This is a genomic window from Microbispora sp. NBRC 16548, assembly GCF_030268985.1.
Classification (GTDB): domain Bacteria; phylum Actinomycetota; class Actinomycetes; order Streptosporangiales; family Streptosporangiaceae; genus Microbispora; species Microbispora catharanthi.
Map to the genome: position 1 here is coordinate 293,055 of NZ_BSSF01000006.1, position 22,577 is coordinate 315,631.

Here is a 22,577-nt window from a genome sequence, read left to right on the forward strand (position 1 = left end):
CGAGCGAAGCGAGCGAATCAGCGAACACGGCGGCTTCGGGCCGTCCGGCGAGGAGGGCGTATGAGTGGCGAGGGACGGCCGGACGCGGCGGCGGTGGACGCGGGCGGGCTGACCGTCGGCATCGTCGCCGCCCGGTGGCACGAGAAGATCACCGACCAGTTGCTGGCGCGGGCGGAGCGGGCGGCGCGGGACAGCGGCGCGGCCGTGGTCACGGCCCGTGTGGCGGGGTCGCTGGAGATCCCGGTGGTCGCGCAGGCCCTGGCCCGGCGCTGCGACGCCGTCGTCGCGCTCGGCGTGGTGATCCGGGGGGAGACGGCCCACTTCGACTACGTCTGCGACTCGGTGACCACGGGTCTGACCAGGGTCTCGCTCGACGAGTCGACCCCGGTGGGCAACGGGGTGCTGACCTGTGACACCCTTGATCAAGCGGTCGAGCGGTCCGGCGTGCCGGGCAGCAAGGAGGACAAGGGGTACGAGGCGACGATCGCCGCCCTGGAGACCGCCCTCCTCCTTCGCGGCCTCGCCGGCTGACCTCGCCCGAACCTCGTAGCCGCAGCGCTCGCATCCGCAGCGCCGAGCCGGGAAGACTTGACTGGTGATCACGCAGCATCCGCCCGCGGCCTCGCCGGCCGGGCACGCCGTACGCCGCCGCGCCGTGCCCACCCACGGGGGTGGTCATGTCTGACAGCGCGCCGCCGCTGCCCGTCACCTGGCGGCCCCGCGCCACGACGATCATCGCGTACGGCCTGGCGGCGGTGATGGTGATCGGCTCGATCCTGCTGGCCGTCGGCCTGCCGGAGCAGTTCAAGCTTCCCGACCGGCTGGGCATGGTCGCCTTCGGCGTGGCGGTGGCGTGCGTGCTGCACCTGCTCGGCCGCCTGCGGGTGCGGGCGGACGAGAAGGGGATCACGGTGGTGAACCCGCTGCGGGTCCACCACTTCGAGTGGGCCGAGGTGCTGGACGTCACCATGGTGGAGGGCGACCCCTGGCCCAAGCTGGATCTCGCCAACGGGATCAGCCTGGGCGCGATGGGCATCCAGAGCACCGAGCGGGAACGATCGCGGCGGGCGGTGGCCCAGCTCACCGCCCTCATCCGCGAGCGCGGCGAGGCCCCCGACCGCCTGTGACGGCGGCGCGGGGCCCGCCGGGCCGTCAGGCGCTCAGCCGTACGGGCTCGCCGGCGCCGAGCAGGCCCCGACGGCGCAGTTCGGGCAGCACGCCCTCGCCGAACCAGAAGGCCTCCTCCACGTGCGGGTAGCCCGACAGCACGAACTCCTCCACGCCGAGTGAGGCGTACTCCTCGACGAGGTCGGCGACCTCCGCGTGGCTGCCGACGAGCGCGGTGCCCGCGCCGCCCCGCACCAGGCCGACCCCCGCCCACAGCCCGGGGTGGATCTCCAGGTCCCTGACCCTGCCGCCGCGGCGGCCCCCCTGGAGGCCCTCTTGGAAGCCCCCGTGGAAGCCTTCGTGGAGCGCGAGCATCCGCTGTTGCCCCACCGACTCGCTGCGGGACAGGACGGCCCGCGCCGATGCGATGTCCTCGGGGGAGATCTGGTCGAGCAGCCGCCCGGCCTCCGCCCACGCCTCCTTGGAGGTGTCCCTCGTGATCACGTGCAGGCGGATGCCGAAGCGCAGCGTGCGGCCCTCGGCGGCGGCCAGTTCGCGCATCCAGTCGAGCTTGGCCGCGACCTGGGACGGCGGCTCGCCCCAGGTGAGGTAGACGTCCACGTGCCGGGCCGCGACCGGGCCCGCGGCGGCCGAGGAGCCGCCGAAGTACAGCTCGGGCACGGGGTCGGGCCGCTCGGCGACCGTCGCCCCCTCGACGTCGTAGTAGTCGCCGGTGAAGTCGAACGGGCCGTCCCACGCGCCGCGCACGATCGACAGGAACTCGGCGGTGCGCGCGTACCGCTCGTCCTTGCCCAGGTGGTCGCCGAACCGCCGCTGCTCGGCCGCCTCCCCGCCGGTCACCACGTTCAGCAGCAGCCGGCCGCCGGAGATCCGCTGGTAGGTGGCGGCCATCTGGGCCGCGAGCGTGGGGGACAGCGCTCCGGGCCGGAACGCGACCAGGAACTTCAGCCGGGTCGTCACCTGGGTCAGCGCGGCGGTGACCAGCCAGGCGTCCTCGCAGTAGGTGCCCGTGGGGGTGAGCACCGCCTCGAACCCGGCCTGCTCGGCCGCGCGGGCCACCTGCGCGAGGTAGTCGATCGTGGGCGGCCGGAACGCGGTGGCCGGCGACTGCCCGTGCACGCGGCGCAGGCCGTGCCCGCCGCCGGTGATCGACCTGCCGTCGCCCGAGGTGGGCAGGAACCAGTGGAATTTCATCGCTGCGCCTTCCTGACGACGTCGTTGAAGCGGTCGTCGACGAACTGGGAGAACGTGATGGTGCCCGGCACGAGGCCCTCGGCGGTGAACGCGTCGGCGATCTCCTGCTCGGAGGAGACGACCGAGTCGTCGATCACGACGGGGGTGGCGACGGCGTTGGCCACGGCCGCGTCCGCCACCTCGACAGGCAGGCCGGTCTCCCGCGCCCACACCTTCGCCCACTCGTCCAGGTGGGTGGCGGCCCAGTTCCGCGCCTTGGCCAGCCGGGTGAGGAAGTCGCCGATCGCGGCCCGCCTGCCCGCGTCGTCGAGCGCGGCGGGAGCGGCGACCTGGAAGCCCAGGCCGTTGACGATGCCCGCGCCGTCGACCAGGAGCCGGGCCTTGTGCTGGATCTCGGCCTGCGAGGTGAAGGGGTCCCAGATGGCCCAGGCGTCGACGGTGCCGGACGAGAACGCCGCCAGGGCGTCGGCGGGCTGGAGATACTGCGGCTGGATGTCCTTGAAGGACAGGCCCTCCTTCTTCAGGACCGCCAGCAGGTGGTAGTGGGCCGAGCTGCCCTTGGCCACCGCGATCTTCTTGCCCTTGAGCTGGGCAGGCGAGGTGATCGCGGACCCGTCGGGGACGAGTATCGCCGATCCCTTGGCGCTCTGCCGGTACGCCGCGACGATCTTGATCTTCGAGCCGGAGGCGGCGGCGAAGACGGGCGGGGTGTTGCCCACGCCGCCGATGTCGACCGCTCCAGCGTTGACCGCCTCCAGCAGCGGCGGCCCGGAGGTGAACTGCGACCATGTGATCGCGTAGGAGGTGCCGTCGAGCAGCCCGGCGGCCTTGAGCAAAGCCTGCGACCCGGCCTTCTGGTCGCCTACCCGGAGGGTGACGCGGCCCGTGGCCTGTCCGTCCTTCCCCCCGGACGCGCCCTGTGCCGTCGAGGCGCAGGCCGTGGTGACGGCCGCCAGGGCGATCAGCAGCGCGGCGAGCGGTCTCCTGGTCATGCGGGTCCTTCCGGGGTGACGCCCAGCGCGGAGAGCAGGGCCGCGCGCAGGGTGAGCAGGTCGGGGTGGTCGCGGTGCCGGGGGCGCGGCGCGGCGACGGTCCACTCGTGTGCGAGGCGCCCGCCGTCGAGCACCAGGATCCGGTCGGCCAGCAGCAGCGCCTCGTCCACGTCGTGGGTGACCAGCAGCACGGCCGGGCCGTGCGCCGCCCACAGGTCGAGCACCAGGCGGTGCACGGTGATCCGGGTCAGCGCGTCGAGCGCGCTGAACGGCTCGTCGAGCAGCAGCAGCCCCGGCTCGCGGACGAGCGCGCGGGCCAGGCTCGCCCGCTGCGCCTCGCCGCCGGACAGCGTCAGCGGCCACGCCCGCGCCCGGTCGGCCAGGCCCACCTCGGCCAGCGCCGCCTCCGCCCTGCCGGCCGGGTCGGGCGCGGTCAGGCCGAGTGTGAGGTTGTCGCGCACCCGCTTCCACGGCACCAGCCGGGGCTCCTGAAAGGCCACGGCCACCGAGCCGTCCACCTCCAGGCCGCCCTCGACCTCCTCGTCCAGGCCGGCGAGCGCGCGCAGCAGCGTGGACTTGCCCGAGCCGCTGCGGCCGAGGAGCGCGACGAACTCGCCCCGCCCGATCGTCAGGTCGAGGCCGTCGAGCACGGTGCGGTCGCCGAAGCGCCGGGTGAGCCCGCGCACGGTCGCCACCGCCGTGGCCGGCCGTACGGCGCCCGGGGCCTGCGCGCTCACCGTGGCACTCACCGGGACACTCACCGGGACACTCACTGTGGCACTCACCGGGACACTCACCGGGCCAGGAACTCGCGCCGCCATACCAGCGCCCTCCTTTCCAGGAGCCGGACCAGGGCGTCGGTGAGCAGGCCGAGCGCGCTGTAGACGAGCAGGCCGACCACGATCACGTCGGTGCGCAGGAACTCCCGCGCGTCGTTGATCATGTAGCCGAGGCCGGCGTCGGCGTTGACCTGCTCGGCCACGATCAGCGCCAGCCAGGCCACCCCGAGGCTCTGCCGCAGCCCGACGAGCGTCTGGGGGAGCGCGCCGGGCAGCACGATGTGCCGCACGAGCGCGGTCCGGCCGAGCCTGAGCGTCCGGGCGACCTCGGCGAGCTTGCCGTCCACGCCCCGGATGCCCGCGAACGTGTTGAGGTAGAGCGGGAAGGAGACGGCGAGCGCCACCAGCAGCACCTTGGGCGCCTCCCCGATCCCGAACCAGAGGATGAACAGGGGGATCAGCCCGAAGAACGGCAGCGCCCGGAGCATCTGCATGATCGGGTCGACGGCGTTCTCACCGGTCCGGCTCAGCCCGGCGACCAGTGCGAGGCCGACGCCCGCGACCGCTCCGGCGGCGAAGCCGAGGAGCACCCGTTCGAGAGACACCGCGATCGCCGTGGGCAGCGTCCCCGAGCGCACCAGGTCGAGCGCGGTCGCGGCGATCTGCGACGGGGCGGCGAGCAGCCGGGCGGGCAGCAGCCCGAGCACGCTGGCGAGCTGCCACAGCAGCACGACGACGAGGGGGCTGAGCCACCTGTGCCACCCCCTCCGCGGGCCGCGGGCCGTGGCGGAGCGGAGACGCGGCCGGGGATCCGCCCGGACCGCGCCCCCTAACTCGCCCTGGAGTTGGACGACGGACATGGACACACCTCGCTGTTGACGACGAAGGATTCGCCACCAGAGTTGCCCACATTTCCTACCAAGTCAATAGGTTTACTGGGCTGACGAGGCGCGGGCGGCGCGGGCGCCCAGCGCACGCAGATACGCGCGCAGCTCAGGCGGCTCGTGCACCTCGAACTCGCAGCCGAGCATGAGCAGACGCGACGCGAGCCACTCCAGGGTGTCGGCCGGTCCGCGCAGGCGGCAGCTGTGATCGTCGATCGGTTCGACGTCCCCCGCGGCGGCGCCGAGCCTGCCTGCCGCCTGACCGGCCGGAAGGCGCAGGGTCGCCACCACCTCGTAAACGGGTGCGGACGAGTAGAGCTTGGCGGCGACGAACTCGGCCGGGTCCTGTTCCGGCGGCACACGGGCCGGGAACCGTACGCCGGTCGGGTGAGGGTCGCCGATCCGGTCGGCGCGGAAGATCCGCCAGTCGTCGCGGTCGTTGTCGTATGCCAGCAGATACCACCGGCGTCCGGCCGTGACCAGGCGGTACGGCTCGGTCAGGCGCCTGGTCTCGGCGCCGTCGCCGGACCGGTAGGCGAAGCGCAGCCGCTCGCGGTTGGCGGCGGCCCCGGCGAGCACCACCAGGGTCCGCGGGTCGACGGGCGGCTCTGCTCCGGAGAGCATCGGCACGGTCGCGGCGGCGATTGCGCCCACCCGGTGCCGCAGCCGGGAGGGCAGCACCTGCTCCAGCTTGGCCAGGGCGCGCACGGACGCCTCGTCGATGCCGTCCACCGGATGCGCGGCGGCCGTGCGCAGGCCGACGGCGATGGCCACCGCCTCCTCGTCGTCCAGCAGCAGCGGCGGCATGGCCGCACCCGCGGCGAGCCGGTAACCGCCCACCGCGCCCATCGCCGCCTGGACCGGATATCCCAGCTCGCGCAGGCGGTCGACGTCGCGGCGGATGGTCCGGGGGCTGACCCCCAGACGCTCGGCCAGTTCGCTCCCCGGCCACTCGCGGGGCGTCTGCAGCAGCGACAGCAGAGCGAGCAACCGCGCGGACATGTCACTCATGGCACCAAGCATGCCCGGTCATGTAGGACAGACCGCGACCTACATGGCCCCTAGCGTCGATCCCGTCATCGCGACGCATCGGGAGAGACATGAGCACCGAGATCCGCCCATTCCGTATTGAGATCGCTTCGGCCGACCTGGACGACCTGAACGACAGGCTGGACCGCGCCCGGTGGCCCCGTGCGCTGCCCGGTGACGGATGGAGCCGCGGCGTCCCCGCCGCCCTCCTCCGGGAGCTCGCCCGCTACTGGCGCCAGGAGTACGACTGGCGCGGGCACGAGGCGCGGCTGAACGAGTTCCCGCAGTTCATGACCGAGATCGACGGTCAGGACATCCACTTCCTGCACGTTCGCTCGGCCGAGCCCGGCGCTCTGCCGCTCGTCCTCACGCACGGCTGGCCGAACTCGTTCCTGGAGTTCACCGAGCTCATCGGCCGTCTCGCCGACCCCCGTGCGTACGGCGGCGACCCCGCCCGGGCGTTCCACGTCGTGGTGCCCTCCCTGCCGGGTTTCGGCTTCTCCGCGCCGCCGCGCGGCACCGGCTGGACCGCGGCGCGCGTGGCGCGGACCTGGGCGGAGCTGATGCGTCGTCTCGGCTACGAGCGGTACGGCGCGCAGGGCGGGGATTTCGGGGCCTACGTCGCCCCGGAGGTGGCCAAGGCGGCGCCGGACAACGTGGCCGGCGTCTACATCGTCAGCGGTCTCGGCTTCCCCACGGAGAAGGACCTTCCGGAGATGACCGAGGACGAGCGGGCGGCCTATGCCCGGCTGATGGCACAGGACTGGATGAACGGCGTCGACCACCACGCGCTGCTGCGCGCGGCGCCGCAGACCTTCACCTACGGGTGGCACGACTCGCCGCTCGCGGCACTGGCCTGGATGACCCAGAAGTTCCACGAGTTCAACGCCTCGGGCAGGCCTCTCGAGGAGGTCGTCGACCGGGACCTGTTCCTGACCAACGTGAGCCTTTACTGGTTCACCGGGACGTTCGGGACGTCGGCCTGGCCCTACTACGAGAGCACCGGCTTCGGCTGGCCGGAGGGCCAGACCGTCGCGCCGACCGGCGTGTACAGCGGACCGCCCGGCATCCGCCGGCTCGCCGAACGGCACAACACCGTCCTCCACTGGCCGGAGGACAACCCGGGCGGCCACCACTTCATCGCGATGGACCAGCCGGATCACCTCGCCGCCGACATCCGCGCGTTCTTCGCCAAGGTGGGCTGACCGGCGCGGACCGGCCGCGCCGTCCTCACCCCGCCGCCTCACGGAGGCGACGCGGCCGCTCGTCAGGTGGACGCCCCGGCCAGGTGCGCGGGGCACCGGCCGGGCCCGGAGCGGCGTCTTCCGCGGCGGTCAGCTCGCGCCCGGGATGTTGACGTTCTGCTCCTTGAACTTGTAGCCGGTCTTCGCGGCGTCGCGCTGCAGGCCGTCTATCGAGGCCTTGCCGGCGTCGATGTCGGCCGGCGTGGCGGTGCCGTTGCGCAGCTTGCCGGTCAGCGCGGCGAACCGGGAGTTGACGCCCTCGACGGCCCTGCACAGGCTCGGATTGGCCGTGGCGAAGCTCTTGGCGACCTTCAGCTGGTGCAGGGCGAAGGCGCCGGCGATCGCGGCCTTCGCGATCGTGCGCTTGCGCTTCTCCGCTCCGGCCCTGAAGCCTCCGCTGCGCAGCGGTTTGTAGATGTAGCGGTGGAAGGCGCCGAGCGCGAGACCCGCGTGCAGCGCGAACCTGGTCTTGGCGAACTTCTTGACGTTGCCGCCGGTCGGGCACGGCGAGTTGTACTCGCTCTCGGCCGCGGTCGGCGTGACGAGCGCGGCCGGGCCGGCCGCGGCGGCGCCTCCGGACGCCGGGGTGGTGGTCGTGCCGCCGCCGCAGCCGACGAGCAGCGCCATCATCAGCACGGCCGCCGCCGCGAGCGCGGTAAGGGATCGAACAGTTCGTGCAGCCATCGTTTCCCCCTGTGACCCAGTGGATCGTATGGACCCTGTGGTTCCGCGGCGCACCGGCCCGCGCACCGTATGGCGTCCCGAATCCGGGCCGTCGCGGGTGTGTGATCGGCGCCCTTCGCCGCGACGCTCACGGGGTCGCGGATGTCGCGGGGCCGTACTGGCCCTCCAACGTGAGGGCGTTCTGGACGACGGTTGCCGCGAAGGTGGCGACTATGCGGGCTTTTGCCGGGTCGGGGCGCTTTCCATGCCGTGGCCGGACGGACATTTTGGGGCCGCCGCACGGTTGGTATGGCGAAAGCACGGAAGGCGCTGCGAATTCGCCGGGGGAATCCGGCCCGGCGTGGTCCGGTGCCTCGTGTGGACGTAGATCCCGCGCCAGCGGAAACCAGAGGCGGGACCATTCCGGAGCCGACCCGGCCCGTCATTCATCGATCCATGCCAATCGCCGGATCGGGATTCGCATCGGATTTTCCCTGGATCATCCCGCGTGGCGGGTGTTGGGCTGGACGCCTGCCGGAAGCGATTCGGACAATGGGGGAGAAAGGACCCGATCCGCCGCACCGCGGCTTGATCGAAAGGGAGAAAGGCCATGCGAGGTGGACGATTCAGCATGATCGTCGGCTCGGCGCTCCTCGGCACGATCGCGCTCTGGCCGGCCGCGGCGTCTCCGGCGTCGGCGTCGGCGGGCGTGGGTGGCGCGGCCGTCACACAGGCGGCTCCCGGTAATTCGTACGCGAAGCCGAAGCCGCCCAAGTGCACCTATCGATGCACGAACCACCGGAAGTTCAAATGCTGTCCCAAGTGCCAGCGAGTTCCGGGGAAATGCTAGGAGGTAACCCCTGCCGCGGCAGCCCCGGGGGACCGTCGGCGCGTTCTCCGGTCCTCTGTGATTCGCTCCGAATCCGCTACCGCCGTGCCGGCTGCCGTATCGCCGGGGACGGGCGGCGGCGAAGTGGCGGCCGGCGCCCCGGGCTATGCTCGCCCGGGACGACACCGGGGGACGGCCCCCGGACCCCCGCAGGGACCGATCGGGTAGTCCTCGCTTCGCTGCGGGTCACCCGACCGGCCCAGGGGAGGGGCGCATGGCGGTGCTGATCGACCGGCCGAACTGGCCGGGACCCCGGGGCCTGCTGTGGTCCCATCTGGTCAGCGACTCCTCGCTGGAGGAACTGCACGACTTCGCCCGCCTGCTCGGCGTGCCCGAGCGGGCCTTCGACCGGGACCACTACGACGTGCCGGAGACGGTCTACGACCGGGCCGTGTCCCTCGGGGCCGAGCCCGTCGGCAGCCAGGAACTGGTGCGCCGCCTGCGCGAGTCGGGCCTGCGCCGGCCGAAGACACGCACCTGATCTACATCGTAAAGGCGCGCGGTCGGGTGACCGACAGACAGTCGCCCGTGACGTCCCCGGGCTCGAACCGAACGGTGCGGCCCGTGGCGAGCGCCATGTATCTCAGCGGCCGGGTATCTCAGAGGCCGGACAGCTCGGCGGCGATGTTCTCGCGTGCCCGCGGCTCCCACAGGTCCCGGCCCACGGGAGTGCCGAACAGGCGGGGCTTGCCGAGCAACTCCCGCAGCACCCCGGCCCGTCCGGCCCTGAAGGCGGCGTCCGGCACGTGCCGGTACTCCTCGCGCACGGCCCTCGCGTACGCCTCGTAGGCGCCGGGCGGTGCCGCGAGGATCGCAAGATCGGCGTCGCACAGCACGGCCGCGTTCATGTCGCCGGGCTCGTAGGCATGCCCCGCCGTGAGCCGCACGAGCCGGGCCACCTCGCGCACCCGCTCCGCGGGCAGGCCGCAGGCGGGCAGCCGGGCCTGGGCGAGCTGGGCGCTGCGCTCCTCGTCCCAGCCCGGCCGTCCCTCGTAGACGGCGTCGTGGAACCACGCGGCCAGCCGTACGGCGTCGGCGTCCCCGGCCTGGGCGGCGAGTGGCTCGATCGCGGCCAGGACCGCCCGCAGATGGACCGTGGTGTGGTAACGCCGGTGCGGTTCGGCCCAGCGGGCGGTCAGTTCGGCGGCGAGCGCCCGCCCGGCCGGCGAGCCGGTGAGGCAGCCGGGCCGGGGCAGGCTCCGATCGTCGGTCATGCGCCGAACCCTAAGGGGCGCTGCGCGGGGTCTCTTCAGGCCGTGCGGGCCGCACGCTCGCGGGCGAAACCGAGGACCGCCGCGAGGAGGGCCAGGACGACGACCGCGCAGCCGTACACGGTGGCCGTGGCCCGCAGGCCGAGCGACGGCACCGCGATCCCCGCCGCGACGGCGGGCACGCTGAAGGCGAGGTAGCTGACGACGTAGACGGAGGCGAACATCCCGGCCCGCTCGGCGGGGCCCGCCAGCGTCGCGAGCGAGCGGAACGCGCCGAGGAAGGCGCTGCCGAACCCGCAGCCCGCCACGACCGTCCCGGCGAAGAACATCGGCGTGGACGCGGCGGCGAGCGCCGCCAGGGTCGAACCGGCGCCGGCGGCGAGCACCAGCGACCCGCCCGCCATGACCCGCCTCGGCGGCAGGTCGCGCACGACCAGCGACGCCACCGCTCCGGCGGCGGTGAGCGCGGTGACGACGAGCCCGCCGACCAGGCGGTCGGGGACGCGCAGCACGCCCGCGGTCAGCGAGCCGCCCAGCGACAGGTAGAGCCCGCCCAAGGCCCACGTGGCGATCAGGCAGGGAACGGCCGCCGCGAACGCGCCGCGGACGGGCCGGGGCACGGCCACCCGTGGGCGCAGCGAGACGAGCGCGTCCCGCCCCCGGCCGCGACGGGGCGCGACCGGCTCGGGCAGCAGCGCCATCGCGGCCGCCAGCAGGACGAAGACGGCCGTGAGCAGGACGAAGACCGAGGTCGTCGGGGTGGACGTGTAACGCACGAACAGGCCGGCGCCGAGCGCTCCCGCGGCCAGGCCGCCGGTCGGCGCGACACTGTTGACCAGCGCGCCCAGTTGACGGACGCGGCGCGACGCGGGCTGCAGGTCCACCAGGCCGGCGCTGATCGCGCCCGTCGCCGCGCCGGTGGCCAGACCCTGCACCGCCCTGGCCAGCAGCAGCGGCCCGACGCCGTCCGCCGTCAGGAACGCGACCATGGCGCCCGCCTCGGCCAGCAGGGCCGCGATCAGTACGGGCCTCCGGCCGACGTGGTCGGACAGTCCGCCGACGGTGAGCAGCGCGATCAGCAACGCGAGGGCGTAGACCGCGAACACGGCGGTCAGCGTGGCCGCCGAGAACCCCCAGCGCTGCTGGTAGAGCACGTACAGCGGGGAGGGGGTGCTCGCGGCGGCCATGAACGCCAGCAGGGTTCCGGCGAGCAGCCAGAACCCGGCCCTGCGGGAGATCCGGCCGCGCGCCGCCGCCCCCGCCTCTGCGGCCGTCTCCGTCATGGTTCGGGCCGTCACCGTCCCGGTCGCCGTTCCGGCGGCGTCGTCCCGCGGCCCGGGTGTGCGGCCCGGCGCCCGCGGGTCCGCCTCCAGGGTGTTCGTGGACGGAGCGCAGCCCCCCGAGTTCGTCATCTCGGCACTCCCATCGTTAACGGTTCCAGATTTTTCGAACCGTCACACCGTACGGCGGAGCGGCCGATAGTTCAACTATTATCGAACCATGCCTGGAGCCCGGGACCTACCGCACCCCGACGCCGCGAGCCTGGTGCTGACCGACGTGCTGTTCGCGCTCAGCGACCCCTCGCGGCTGGCGCTCGTACGGCGGCTCGCGCAGGGCCCGCTGGAGGTGGCGGCGTGCCAGCCCACCGGTGGAGAGGTGCCGAAGTCGACGCTGTCGCACCACCTGAAGACCCTCCGCGAGGCCGGTGTCGTCCGCAACGTGCCGGAGGGCAGGCAGCGGTACGTGAGCCTGCGCAGGGAGGACCTGGACGACCGCTTCCCCGGCCTGCTGGACGCCGTGCTCGGCACGACCGCGGAGGAGGGCCCGGGCGGATCTGTGTGATCGTGGCGACGCGGCGCCGTGTGACAGGCCCGGCTTTGGCGGATTCGGCCAGAGCCTCGCGGAACGCCCGCCACGTAGCCTGTCCGTGTGCTGCGGCGGACGACCACGATCTCGGACATCGACGCGCCGGCGAGGCTGGCGGAGCTGCTCGACCACCACGACTACCTGGCCGACGAGGGCGTGACGACCGCGGCCTACCTCGCCCTGAAGATGGGCCGGCCGCTGTTCCTGGAAGGGGAGGCGGGCGTCGGCAAGACCGAGCTGGCCAAGACGCTGGCGGCGATCCTGGACGCGCCGCTGATCAGATTGCAGTGCCACGAGGGGCTCGACGCGGCGCAGGCCATGTACGACTGGGACTTCCCGCGTCAGCTCCTGCATCTCAAGGCGGCCGAGGCGGCCGGCGTGGCCGACGTCGCCGCGCTCGAGGGCGAGATCTACGACCGGCGGTTCCTCATCGCCAGGCCGCTGCTGCGGGCCCTGGAGACGCAGCCCAGCGTGCTGCTCGTGGACGAGATCGACCGGGCCGACGACGAGTTCGAGGCGTTCCTGCTCGAGGTGCTGTCCGACTTCACGATCTCGGTGCCGGAGATCGGGACGATCAGCGCGGCGAGCCCGCCGGTCGTCGTCCTGACCTCCAACAGGACCCGCGAGGTGCACGACGCGCTCAAACGGCGCTGCCTCTACCACTGGCTGGAGCACCCGGGGTTCGACCGGGAGGTGGAGATCCTGCGTCGGCGCCTGCCCGGATGCGCGGAGCGGCTCGCGGCCGACGTGGCGCGGACGGCGGGCCGGATGCGCGAGGCCGGCCTGGTCAAGCCGCCGGGCATCGCCGAGACCCTCGACTGGACCGAGGCGCTGCTCACGCTCGGCGCGGTGGAGCTCGATCCGGCCCTGGCCGCCGCCACGCTGGGCGCGGTGCTCAAGCACCGGGAGGACCAGGAGACCGTCCGGGCCCGGGGGCTGCTCACGCCGGACGGCGGCCGTGGCTGACCGGGGCGGTGGCGGCCACCTCCCGGGCCTTCTCGCGCCGCCCGGTCCCGAACCTGTCGCGGTGTTGACCGGGTTCGCCCGGACGCTGCGGGCGGCGGGGGTCGCGGCCGACCACCATCGCACCCAGAGCTTCCTCGCGGCGCTCGGCCACCTCGACGCCGCCGACGGGCGGAACGTCTACTGGGCGGGCCGTCTCACCCTGTGCGCCGGGCCCGACGACCTGCCGCGCTACGACCGCTGCTTCGCGGCCTACTTCTCCGCCGCCTTTCGCGCACCGCGCCGCGTGCGCGCGACGGCCGTGTCCGTGACGCGCCCGGTGGCGGCGCCGTACGGCGGCGGGGAGCCGGAACCGGCGGGCGCGCCGGGCGCGCCCCCGGCCACGGCGAGCGAGATCGAGGTGCTGCGGCACCGGGACGTGGCGCGGATGAGCGAGGCCGAGCGGCGGGAGGTGCACCGCCTGCTCGCGCTGCTGCGCGGCACGCGGCAGCCGCGCAGGTCGCGGCGCTACCGCCCGGCGCCTCACGGCGGCGCGACCGACGCGCGGCGCACGGTCAGGGAGATCCTGCGGCACGGCGGGGAACCGGCCCGGCTGCGCCGCCGCGTGCACAGGGACCGCCCGCGGCGGGTCGTCATGCTCGTGGACGTCAGCGGCTCGATGGCCGCCTACGCCGACACGCTGCTGCGCTTCGCCCACGCACTGGTGCGCGCGGAGCCGGGGGCGACCGAGGTGTTCAGCGTGGGAACCCGGCTCACCAGGATCACCGCCGCGCTGCGCCACCGCGACCCCGGCCTCGCCATGGACGAGTGCTCGGCGGCCATCCCGGACTGGAGCGGCGGCACCCGGCTGGGCGAGGAGGTGCGGGCGCTGCTGCGCCTGCCCGATCCCCGGGGCGCGATCGTCGTGATCGCCTCCGACGGGTGGGAGCGGGGCCCGGCCGACCTGCTGGGCGCGCAGATGGCCCGGCTGTCCCGGCTCGCCCGCCGCGTCGTGTGGGTCAATCCGCACAAGGGCGACCCGGCGTACCGGCCGCTGACCGCGGGCATCCGCGCGGCGCTGCCGTACGTCACGGACTTCGTCGCCGGGCACAGCCTGGCCGCGTACGAGGACCTGGCCGCGCTGCTGGCCGGCGACCGGCCCGTGCGGGCAGTGCGGAGGGGAGGGGCCGATGCGTGACGTGCTGGACCAGGTGCTGCGCTGGTGGGAGCAGGGGCGGCGGTTCGGCCTCGCCACCGTCGTCGGCACCTTCCGCAGCGCGCCGCGCCCGCCGGGGGCGGCCATGGCGGTCCTCGACGGTGAGGCGGCCGGCAGCGTGTCGGGCGGCTGCGTCGAGGGAGCGGTGTACGAGCTCGCCGCGCAGGTCGTCGCCACCGGGACGCCGGTGCTGCAGCGATACGGCGTGAGCGACGACGACGCCTTCGCGGTCGGCCTGACCTGCGGCGGGATCATCGACGTGTTCGTGGAGCCGGTCTCGAAGGAGGACTATCCGGAGCTGGGGGAGGTCGCCGCGGACGTCGCCGCGCGGCGTCCGGTCGCGGTGGCCACGATCGTCGCGGGCCCCGGTCGCGTGGGGGCCCGCCGCGTGGTCTGGCCGGACCGGGCGGCGGGCTCGCTCGGCTCGGCCCGGCTCGATGACGCGGTGGACGACGACGTGCGCGGCATGCTCGCGCAGGGCCTGACCGGCGTGCGGCGCTACGGCCCCGAGGGCGAGCGGCGGCTGGACGAGCTGCGGGTGTTCGTGCAGTCGTTCGCGCCGCCGCCGCGCATGCTGGTCTTCGGCGCGATCGACTTCGCCGCGGCCGTCGCGCGGATCGGCCGCTTCCTCGGCTACCACGTGGTGGTGTGCGACGCGCGGCCGGTCTTCGCCACGGCCAAGCGGTTCCCCGAGGCCGATGAGGTCGTGGTGGCCTGGCCGCACGACTACCTGGCCGCCGCCGAGGTCGACGAGCGCACCGCGATCTGCGTGCTCACCCACGACCCGAAGTTCGACGTGCCGCTGCTGGAGGTGGCCCTGCGCACCCCCGCGGCGTACGTCGGGGCCATGGGGTCGCGGCGCACGCACGCGGACCGGCTGGCGCGGCTGCGCGAGGCCGGCCTGACCGAGGACGAACTGGCCCGGCTGAGGTCGCCGATCGGGCTCGACCTCGGGGCGCGCACGCCGGAGGAGACGGCCGTGTCGATCGCGGCCGAGCTGATCCAGCTGCGCTGGGGCGGCAGCGGCAGGCCGCTCACCGAGACGTCGGGACGCATCCACGGCGAGTCGCGGTGAGCGGTGCGGCGGTCGCCGGGCTGCTGCTGGCCGCCGGAGGCGGCAGCCGGTTCGGCGGGCCGAAGGCGCTGGTGGAGTTCGAGGGCGAGCGGCTGGCCGACCGCGGGGTGCGGCTGCTCGCCGAGGGCGGGTGCCGGCCGGTGCTGATCGTCCTCGGGGCCGCCGACGTGCCGGTCGCCGGCGCGGTCGTCGTGCGCAATCCCGGCTGGGCGTCCGGCATGGGGTCCTCGCTGCGGGCCGGGCTGCGCGCGCTCCCGCCGGCCGCCCCCGCGGTGGTGATCGCGCTGGCCGACCAGCCGCTGGTGCGGCCCGAGGCGGTGCGCCGGCTGATCGCGGCGTTCGAGGCCGGCGCCCGCGTCGCCGTCGCGGCGTACGGCGGGGCGCCGCGCAACCCGGTGCTCATCGCCCGCGAGCACCTGGCGGAGGTGGCCGCGCTCGCCGAGGGCGACGTGGGCGCGCGGCCCTTCCTGCGCGCGCATCCCGAACTGGTCACGGCCGTGCCCTGCGACGACGCGGGCGACCCCGCGGACGTCGACACCCCGGCTGACCTGCGACGACTGCATAAGGAGTGATTCGCCCGATTCGCCGCCCTTGGTGGGCTCCGTCACAATGATCGCGAAGAGCAGTCCGGCCGAGCGGGGAGCGCGTCATGACGGAGCAGGCGCCCGGCGGGTTCGACGTCACTCAGCCCAACGTCGCCCGCATGTACGACTACTACCTGGGCGGCAAGAACCACTTCCCGGCCGACCGGGCGGCGGCCGAGCGGGTCATAGAGCTGTCCCAGGGGCACGTACGGGAGGCCGTGCGGGAGAACCGCGCGTTCCTCGGCCGGGCCGTGCGCTACCTGGCGGCCGACTGCGGCATCCGCCGGTTCCTCGACCTCGGCGCCGGACTCCCGACGCAGGGCAACGTCCACGAGATCGCGCTGGAGGAGGCCCCCGACTCGCTCGTGACGTACGTGGACAACGACGCGGTGGTGGCGGCGCACGCGCGGGCGCTGCTGGAAGGCGATCCGCGTGTGCGCTTCCTGGAGGGCGACCTGCGCAGGCCCGAGGAGATCGTCGCCGCGGCGTCGGCGAGCGGTCTCACCTTCGACCGGCCCGTCGCGCTGCTGCTGGTGGCCTGCCTCCACTTCGTGCCGGACGAGGAGGACCCGGAGGGAATCGTGGCGGCCTACCGCGAACTGCTCCCCTCCGGGAGTCACATCGTCATCTCGCACGTCTGCTCCGACCTCGTCCAGGAGGCGATGGCCGCGGCGGGCGGCGTGTACGGCAGGGCCAACGCGCCCTTCGAGGCCAGGCCGGCGGCGCGGATCATCCGGTTCTTCGACGGGTTCGACATGGTCGAGCCCGGGCCGGTCCCGCTGAACGAGTGGCGCCCCGAGCCCGACGCGCTGCCGTTGCGCGGCGGCTTCCTGCCGGTGCTCGGAGGCGTCGGCCGCCGACCCTGACGATGGTCATGCCCGGTCCGCGCCACTAGCCTTGGGTTCGAATACGGAACATCATTCGGTTACTGGCGGGTTCACGCGCGGAAGGACGAAGCGGATGCGGATCGGGATGGCCCTCAACTACTCGGGGGGTTTCAAGGAGACCGTCGCCGAGCTGGCCGACTACGAGAAGGCCGGGCTCGACATCGTGTTCGTGGCCGAGGCGTACAGCTTCGACGCCGTCAGCCAGCTCGGTTACATCGCGGCGAGGACCGAGCGGCTGCAGATCGCCTCGGGCATCCTGCCGATCTACTCCCGCACGCCGGCCCTGCTGGCCATGACGGCCGCCGGTCTCGACTACGTCTCCGACGGGCGGTTCACGCTCGGCATCGGCACGTCGGGCCCGCAGGTCATCGAGGGATTTCACGGAGTGCCGTACACCGCGCCGCTCGGCCGCACCCGCGAGGTCATCGAGATCTGCCGCACGGTGTGGCGGCGCGAGCGGCTGCAGTACGCGGGCAAGCACTACACGCTGCCCCTGGAGGGCGGCACCGGCCTCGGCAAGCCGCTCAAGCTGATCAACCACCCGGTGCGCGAGCGCATCCCGATCGTGATCGCGGCCATCGGGCCGAAGAACGTGCAGCTGGCCGCCGAGCTGGCGGAGGGCTGGGAGCCCATCTTCTTCGTGCCCGAGAAGGCCGGCGACGTATGGGGCGCGTCCCTCGCCGCCGGGCGGGAGCGCCGGGACCCCGCGCTCGGCGAGCTGGACGTGATCGCCCAGGCCATGCTGGCGATCGGCGACGACGTCGACGACGTGCTGGAGCTGGGCCGTTCCATGGCCGCCCTCTACATCGGCGGCATGGGCGCCAAGGGCAGGAACTTCTACAACGACCTGGCCCGCCGCTACGGCTACGAGAAGGAGGCCGAGCAGATCCAGGACCTCTACCTGGAGGGCAGGAAGAAGGAGGCCGAGGCGCTCGTGCCCAGGGAACTGCTGGAGCGCATGTCCCTGGTCGGCTCGGAGGGGCACATCAGGGAGCGGCTCGCCGCGCTGCGCGAGGCCGGGGTCACCACGCTCAACGTCGCGCCCATGGCCCGCACCCACGAGGAGCGCGTCAAGCTCATCGAGAAGATCCGCGAGCTGGCCTCCTGACCGCCGCCTCCCCGGACCCCGCGCCCCGCCGCCGCCGGTGGGACGCGCGGGGAGGGGAGCCGGAAAGGCTCCGGCGGGGGCGGCGGTAGAGTCCGTCCGTGACCGATGCCGCAGGGACTCACGCCGCAGGGACTCACGCCGCACGCACCGGGACCACCGTCACGGGCGCCGCGGCGATCCACGCCGCGCGCCGCGCGCGGCTGGCCGGGGCGCTGCGCGAACACGAGGCGGCGGCCGCCCTCGTCACCTGGCCGGTCAACGTCCGCTACCTGACCGGCCTGGCGAGCTCGAACGCCGCCGTGCTCGTCACCGCGACGGGCGAGGCCGCGCTCGCCACCGACTCGCGCTACCTGGAGACGGCGCAGGCGGTGTGCTCGGGCGTCGAGGTGATCGAGGACCGCGACGTGGCGGGAGTCCTGCTCAAGCGGGGGCCGGGCGCGGCGCGGGTCGCGGTGGAGGCCGACCACATGCCGGTGGGGCTGTTCCAGCGGTTGTCCGCCGAGCATGCCGGCCTCAATCCGGTCGGCGGCCTCGTGGAGGCCGTCAGGGCCGTGAAGGACGAGGGGGAGATCGCGGCGCTGCGGCGCGCCTGCGCGATCACCGGCGAGGCGTTCTCCCTGGTCGTGGAGCGCATCGCCCCCGGCGTCACCGAGCGGGAGATCGCCCGGTGGCTGGAGGCCGCCATGGTCGAGCTCGGCGCCGACAAGCCGGCCTTCGACTCCATCGTGGCGAGCGGCCCCAACGGCTCGATCCCGCACCACTCGCCCTCGGACCGGCCGGTCGAGCGGGGCGACCTGGTGACCATGGACTTCGGCGCCCGCTACGACGGCTACCACGCCGACATGACCCGCACGGTCGCGGTGGGCCCGCCCGCGGCGTGGCAGCGCGACCTCTACGACCTCGTACGGCAGGCCCAGCGCGCCGGCCGCCACGCCGTACGGCCGGGGGCGACGGCGCACGAGGTGGACGCCGCGGCGCGCGACGTGATCGCGGAGGCGGGTCACGCCGAGCGGTTCGGCCACGGGCTGGGCCACGGAGTCGGCCTGGAGATCCACGAGCTGCCGTTCCTGGGCCCTGGCAGGACCGGTAGACTAGAGGATCGAGTTCCGATCACCGTCGAGCCGGGGGTCTATCTCCCGGGCAGGGGCGGTGTGCGCATCGAGGACACGCTGGTGACGCGTGGTGACGGGCCGGAGCTTCTCACACTGACGACCAAGGAGCTGCTCGTCCTGTAGGGCAGCCGCACGCGGGAGACGCTACGTGGCGACGACGAACGACCTGAAGAACGGACTCGTGCTCAAGCTCGACGGTGGGGAGCTGTGGACCGTTGTCGAGTTCCAGCACGTCAAGCCGGGTAAGGGCGGCGCGTTCGTCCGCACCAAGCTCAAGAACGTCATGTCCGGCAAGGTCGTCGACAAGACCTTCAACGCCGGCGTGAAGGTTGACGTGGCGAACGTCGACAAGCGGGACATGCAGTACTCCTACCTCGACGGCGACGACTTCGTCTTCATGGACACCGAGACCTACGACATGGTCAACATCCCGCGCGAGGTGGTGGGCACCGCCGCCAACTACATGCTGGAGAACACGACCGCGACCGTCGCCTTCAACGAGGGCAACCCGCTGTACGTCGACCTCCCGGCGGCCGCGGAGCTGACGATCTCGCACACCGACCCGGGCCTGCAGGGCGACCGCTCCACCGGCGGCACCAAGCCCGCCACCCTGGAGACCGGCGCCGAGATCAAGGTCCCGCTCTTCATCACGACCGGCGAGAAGGTCAAGGTCGACACTCGCACCGGCGAGTACCTCGGTCGGGCCTGACGTGTCGGCTCGGGGGAAGGCCCGCCGCCGCGCGCTGGACATCCTCTTCGAGGCCGAGGCCCGGCAGCTGAGCCCGCTCGACGTGCTCGCCGAGCGGGTGGAGCGGGCGGACCCGCCGGTCAACGAGTACAGCTCCTTCCTCGTCGAGGGCGTGGTGCGGCACCTGGACCGCATCGACGAGCTGATCTCGACGTACGCCGAGGGCTGGACCCTGGAGCGCATGCCGGCCGTGGACCGCAACGCCCTGCGCGGCGGGACCTACGAGATGCTGTGGTCGGAGGAGGTCCCGGAGGGCGTGGTCATCAGCGAGTGGGTGCACCTGGTCGCGGAGCTGTCGACCGACGAGTCGCCGCAGTTCGTCAACGGACTGCTGGCCCGCTTCAAGCAGCTCAAGCCGTCGCTTTCGCTCTGACCCCACGGCCCTCGGCCCGGTGGCTCCGGCAGTTCCGGCGGTTCCGGTGGTTACGAGAGGCCGACAGTTCCAAGAGGCCGGACAGGGAGGCCGCAAGTGCGTGACGCCACACGCCGCGCCGTCGTCTGGGAGGCGCTGCGCGCGCTCCTGGCCGAGCGGACGGCCGCCACCGGGCGCGACACGCTCGACATCGTGGACGCCGGCGGCGGCACGGGCGGCTTCGCCGTGCCGCTGGCCACGCTCGGACACACCGTGACCGTGGTCGATCCGACCCCCGACTCGCTGGCCGCGCTGGAGCGCCGCGCCGCCGAGACGGGCGTCGGCGTGAAGGGCCTGCAGGGCGACGCCGCCGACCTCGGCGACCTGCTGGACCCCGGCAGCGCCGACCTGGTGCTGTGCCACAGCGTGCTGGAGTACGTCGAGGACCCGGCGGGCGCGCTGGGCGCGGTCGGCGGCATCCTGCGGCCGGGCGGTGTGGTGAGCGTGCTGGCCGCCAACTCGGTCGCCGCGGCCGTCCACCGCTCCCTGGCTGGCAACTTCGACGAGGCGCGCCGGGTGCTGTCGGACCCGGCGGGCCGCTGGGGCGACCGCGACCCAACGCCGCGCCGCTTCTCCCGGGAGACGCTGGGCGCGCTGCTGGCCGGTGCCGGGTTCACCGTCGGCGAGGTGCACGGCGTGCGGATCTTCGCCGACCTCGTCCCGGGCATGCTGGCCGAGAGCGACCCCGAGGGCCTCGTCGCGCTGGAGCGGGCGGCGGCGACCCATCCCGTCCTCCGCGACGTCGCCACCCAGATCCACGTCATCGCCTACCGCAAGTAGAAAAGACGTTCGGATGTCGCGGTGGTCGGGTAGGGTGACCTCATGTCCCGGAACCAGCTGCTGCCTCGGGATCCGTCACCACCGCCGGACGGTCCGGCCGACGACAGCGGCTGCCCCATCCTGCACGTGGACATGGACGCCTTCTACGCCAGCGTCGAGCTGCTCGACCACCCGGAGCTGCGGGGCACCCCGGTCATCGTCGGCGCCACCGGCGCGCGGGGGGTCGTGCTGAGCGCCACCTACGAGGCCCGCAGGTTCGGGGTCCACTCGGCGATGCCGATGACCCGGGCCCGGCGCATCTGCCCGCAGGCCACGGTCATCCCGCCCCGCCACGCCAAGTACGCCGAGGTGTCCCGCGGCGTCATGGAGATCTTCCAGGCGGTCACCCCCGAAGTGGAGCCGATCGCCTCCGACGAGGCGTTCCTCGACGTCGGCGGGGCCCGCCGCAGGCTCGGCAGCCCGGCGGCCATCGCCCGGATGATCCGCGCGCAGGTCGCCGAGCGGTACGGCATCACCTGCTCGGTGGGGGTGGCGAGCACGAAGTTCGTGGCCAAGCTCGCCTCGCGCCAGTGCAAGCCGGACGGCCTGCTCGTGGTCCCGGCCGACCGGGTCGTGGAGTTCCTGCACCCGCTGCCCGTCGCCGCCCTGTGGGGCGTGGGAGAGCGCACCGAGCAGGCCCTCGTACGGCTCGGCATCCGCACCGTGGGGGACCTGGCCCAGGTGCCGGCGGCGACGCTCCAGCGCGAGTTCGGCGCCGTCGGCGCGCACCTGGCGGCCCTGGCCTGGGGGCGCGACGAGCGCCGGGTGGTGCCGCACGCGCCCGACAAGAGCATCGGCAACGAGGAGACGTTCCCGCACGACGTCGACGACCCCGAGACGATCAGGCGTGAGCTGCTGCGGCTGTCGGAGCGGGTCGCCGCGCGCCTGCGGGCCGGGGGGCACGTCGGCCGCACGGTCAGCGTCAAACTCCGCCGATCCGACTTCACGACCATCACCCGGTCGCGTACGCTGCGCGAGGCGACCGACGTCGCGAAGGAGATTTTCGACACATCATGCGAGCTCTACGAGGCCGCCGGGCTGGAGCGGGTGCGGTTGCGGCTGGTCGGCGTGCGCGTGGAGAACCTGCTTCCGGCCGCCGCGGCGACGCGTCAGCTGGGCCTGGGGGAGCGGGAGACCGGCTGGCGGGAGGCCGAACAGGCCATGGATCGGGCGGCCCGCCGCTTCGGTCCGGACGCGGTGAAGCCGGCATCGCTTGTTCGGCGTCCGTTTGGTCCAATAGGTCCATGACGTCACCTCCGGTTTGGACCGCGTTGGACGTTTTCTTTCGCCTACGTCTGAGGCCTCGTATTCTGGGGATAACCGACCGCGAGGTTCGGACACCCCGTGTCGTCCGTTGCCGTCTTCCCCTGAATGGGGCCGTCCTTGGGAGGCGCCGTGCCGCTGTCTGAGCACGAGCAGCGCTTGCTCGACCAGATCGAGCAGGCCCTCTATGCCGAGGACCCGAAGTGGGCGAACACCGTACGGATCAGCGATCCGCGCAGCCACTACAAGCGCCGCCTGGTGAAGGCCTCCATAGGCTTCGCACTCGGCGTGGTCCTGCTGATGGTCGGCGTCGTCGCGGCCCAGATCTGGCTCGGTGCCGCCGGCTTCGTGGTCATGCTGGCCACCTGCCTGTGGGGCCTGTCGAGCTGGAAGCGCATGAACGGGTTCGGTGACTCCCCGCCGTCCCCCAACCGCGGCCGCCGCCCTCAGCGCCAGCGCCAGAGCTTCATGGAGCGCATGGAGGAGCGCTGGCGCCGCCGCCACGACGAGCACTGATCCCCATCTGAGCCAC

The 22,577-nt window shown here is 73.4% G+C and carries 25 protein-coding genes; 17 read left to right on the plus strand and 8 right to left on the minus strand.

The features are described from left to right. The first annotated feature begins 60 nt into the window (after positions 1 to 60). On the plus strand, positions 61 to 531 hold the full coding sequence (gene ribH, locus QSK36_RS18740) for a 6,7-dimethyl-8-ribityllumazine synthase (protein ID WP_183539599.1): 471 nt from the start codon (positions 61 to 63) through the stop codon (positions 529 to 531). Positions 532 to 677: 146 nt separating this feature from the next. Continuing rightward, positions 678 to 1,127 (plus strand): PH domain-containing protein, encoded by a 450-nt coding sequence (locus QSK36_RS18745; RefSeq protein ID WP_285783315.1) that lies wholly within the window; start codon positions 678 to 680, stop codon positions 1,125 to 1,127. Positions 1,128 to 1,152: 25 nt separating this feature from the next. Here QSK36_RS18745 and QSK36_RS18750 read toward each other — a convergent pair whose 3' ends face one another. From QSK36_RS18750 to QSK36_RS18770, 5 genes are all read right to left on the minus strand, one after another. Further along, the gene (locus tag QSK36_RS18750) at positions 1,153 to 2,322 is read right to left on the minus strand and encodes an LLM class flavin-dependent oxidoreductase (RefSeq protein WP_183539603.1); all 1,170 of its coding nucleotides are present in this window, start codon (positions 2,320 to 2,322) and stop codon (positions 1,153 to 1,155) included. Beyond that, the gene (locus QSK36_RS18755) at positions 2,319 to 3,314 is read right to left on the minus strand and encodes an ABC transporter substrate-binding protein (RefSeq protein WP_183539605.1); all 996 of its coding nucleotides are present in this window, start codon (positions 3,312 to 3,314) and stop codon (positions 2,319 to 2,321) included. The genes QSK36_RS18750 and QSK36_RS18755 overlap by 4 nt, the downstream gene beginning before the upstream one ends. Then, positions 3,311 to 4,063 carry an ABC transporter ATP-binding protein gene (locus tag QSK36_RS18760; RefSeq protein WP_285783316.1) on the minus strand — a complete coding sequence of 251 codons (753 nt, stop codon included), beginning with the start codon at positions 4,061 to 4,063 and terminating at the stop codon, positions 3,311 to 3,313. Before QSK36_RS18760 ends, QSK36_RS18755 begins: the two co-directional genes overlap by 4 nt. A gap of 44 nt (positions 4,064 to 4,107) precedes the next feature. Continuing rightward, positions 4,108 to 4,953, minus strand: coding sequence for an ABC transporter permease (locus QSK36_RS18765; protein WP_183539609.1), 846 nt, complete (start codon positions 4,951 to 4,953; stop codon positions 4,108 to 4,110). 72 nt (positions 4,954 to 5,025) lie between these two features. Then, positions 5,026 to 5,988, minus strand: coding sequence for a helix-turn-helix transcriptional regulator (locus QSK36_RS18770; protein WP_285783317.1), 963 nt, complete (start codon positions 5,986 to 5,988; stop codon positions 5,026 to 5,028). Positions 5,989 to 6,077: 89 nt separating this feature from the next. Here QSK36_RS18770 and QSK36_RS18775 point away from each other — a divergent pair, with 89 nt between their 5' ends. Then, complete coding sequence (locus tag QSK36_RS18775; RefSeq protein ID WP_285783318.1) at positions 6,078 to 7,211, plus strand: epoxide hydrolase family protein; 1,134 nt, start codon at positions 6,078 to 6,080, stop codon at positions 7,209 to 7,211. A gap of 129 nt (positions 7,212 to 7,340) precedes the next feature. Here QSK36_RS18775 and QSK36_RS18780 read toward each other — a convergent pair whose 3' ends face one another. Next, positions 7,341 to 7,934 (minus strand): hypothetical protein, encoded by a 594-nt coding sequence (locus tag QSK36_RS18780; RefSeq protein WP_285783319.1) that lies wholly within the window; start codon positions 7,932 to 7,934, stop codon positions 7,341 to 7,343. A gap of 1,082 nt (positions 7,935 to 9,016) precedes the next feature. Here QSK36_RS18780 and QSK36_RS18785 point away from each other — a divergent pair. Further along, a complete protein-coding gene (locus QSK36_RS18785; protein ID WP_182897222.1) occupies positions 9,017 to 9,283 on the plus strand; it encodes a DUF4031 domain-containing protein in 267 nt (88 codons plus the stop codon). A 118-nt stretch (positions 9,284 to 9,401) separates the two neighbouring features. Here the strand turns inward: QSK36_RS18785 and QSK36_RS18790 are convergent, their stop codons facing one another. Both QSK36_RS18790 and QSK36_RS18795 read right to left on the minus strand, forming a co-directional pair. Then, the gene (locus QSK36_RS18790) at positions 9,402 to 10,016 is read right to left on the minus strand and encodes an HD domain-containing protein (RefSeq protein WP_285783320.1); all 615 of its coding nucleotides are present in this window, start codon (positions 10,014 to 10,016) and stop codon (positions 9,402 to 9,404) included. Positions 10,017 to 10,051: 35 nt separating this feature from the next. Then, positions 10,052 to 11,425: an MFS transporter gene (locus QSK36_RS18795; protein ID WP_285783321.1), complete on the minus strand. Its 1,374-nt coding sequence runs from the start codon at positions 11,423 to 11,425 to the stop codon at positions 10,052 to 10,054. An 88-nt stretch (positions 11,426 to 11,513) separates the two neighbouring features. Between QSK36_RS18795 and QSK36_RS18800 the strand changes: the two genes are divergently transcribed. From QSK36_RS18800 to QSK36_RS18860, 13 genes are all read left to right on the plus strand, one after another. After that, a complete protein-coding gene (locus QSK36_RS18800; protein WP_285783322.1) occupies positions 11,514 to 11,855 on the plus strand; it encodes an ArsR/SmtB family transcription factor in 342 nt (113 codons plus the stop codon). Positions 11,856 to 11,942: 87 nt separating this feature from the next. Beyond that, on the plus strand, positions 11,943 to 12,845 hold the full coding sequence (locus QSK36_RS18805) for an AAA family ATPase (RefSeq protein ID WP_285783323.1): 903 nt from the start codon (positions 11,943 to 11,945) through the stop codon (positions 12,843 to 12,845). A gap of 61 nt (positions 12,846 to 12,906) precedes the next feature. Next, positions 12,907 to 14,019, plus strand: a complete 1,113-nt coding sequence (locus QSK36_RS18810; RefSeq protein ID WP_285783324.1) for a vWA domain-containing protein — start codon at positions 12,907 to 12,909, stop codon at positions 14,017 to 14,019. Further along, on the plus strand, positions 14,012 to 15,112 hold the full coding sequence (locus QSK36_RS18815) for an XdhC family protein (protein ID WP_183539622.1): 1,101 nt from the start codon (positions 14,012 to 14,014) through the stop codon (positions 15,110 to 15,112). Before QSK36_RS18810 ends, QSK36_RS18815 begins: the two co-directional genes overlap by 8 nt. Continuing rightward, positions 15,109 to 15,684 carry a nucleotidyltransferase family protein gene (locus QSK36_RS18820; protein ID WP_183539624.1) on the plus strand — a complete coding sequence of 192 codons (576 nt, stop codon included), beginning with the start codon at positions 15,109 to 15,111 and terminating at the stop codon, positions 15,682 to 15,684. Before QSK36_RS18815 ends, QSK36_RS18820 begins: the two co-directional genes overlap by 4 nt. A gap of 77 nt (positions 15,685 to 15,761) precedes the next feature. Further along, on the plus strand, positions 15,762 to 16,562 hold the full coding sequence (locus tag QSK36_RS18825) for an SAM-dependent methyltransferase (RefSeq protein ID WP_182897216.1): 801 nt from the start codon (positions 15,762 to 15,764) through the stop codon (positions 16,560 to 16,562). Positions 16,563 to 16,656: 94 nt separating this feature from the next. Further along, entirely contained in the window at positions 16,657 to 17,691 is a 1,035-nt protein-coding gene (locus QSK36_RS18830) for an LLM class F420-dependent oxidoreductase (RefSeq protein ID WP_183539628.1), read from the plus strand. A gap of 98 nt (positions 17,692 to 17,789) precedes the next feature. Continuing rightward, complete coding sequence (locus tag QSK36_RS18835; protein ID WP_352240512.1) at positions 17,790 to 18,926, plus strand: aminopeptidase P family protein; 1,137 nt, start codon at positions 17,790 to 17,792, stop codon at positions 18,924 to 18,926. A 25-nt stretch (positions 18,927 to 18,951) separates the two neighbouring features. Then, positions 18,952 to 19,512 carry an elongation factor P gene (gene efp / locus QSK36_RS18840; protein WP_139574438.1) on the plus strand — a complete coding sequence of 187 codons (561 nt, stop codon included), beginning with the start codon at positions 18,952 to 18,954 and terminating at the stop codon, positions 19,510 to 19,512. Between the two features lies 1 nt (position 19,513). Further along, positions 19,514 to 19,924, plus strand: coding sequence for a transcription antitermination factor NusB (nusB, locus tag QSK36_RS18845; protein ID WP_182897213.1), 411 nt, complete (start codon positions 19,514 to 19,516; stop codon positions 19,922 to 19,924). 96 nt (positions 19,925 to 20,020) lie between these two features. After that, positions 20,021 to 20,743, plus strand: a complete 723-nt coding sequence (locus QSK36_RS18850; RefSeq protein ID WP_182897212.1) for a methyltransferase domain-containing protein — start codon at positions 20,021 to 20,023, stop codon at positions 20,741 to 20,743. Positions 20,744 to 20,785: 42 nt separating this feature from the next. Then, entirely contained in the window at positions 20,786 to 22,030 is a 1,245-nt protein-coding gene (locus QSK36_RS18855; protein WP_182897211.1) for a DNA polymerase IV, read from the plus strand. A gap of 147 nt (positions 22,031 to 22,177) precedes the next feature. Beyond that, entirely contained in the window at positions 22,178 to 22,561 is a 384-nt protein-coding gene (locus QSK36_RS18860) for an SCO2097 family morphological protein (RefSeq protein WP_285783325.1), read from the plus strand. Positions 22,562 to 22,577: the final 16 nt, after the last annotated feature.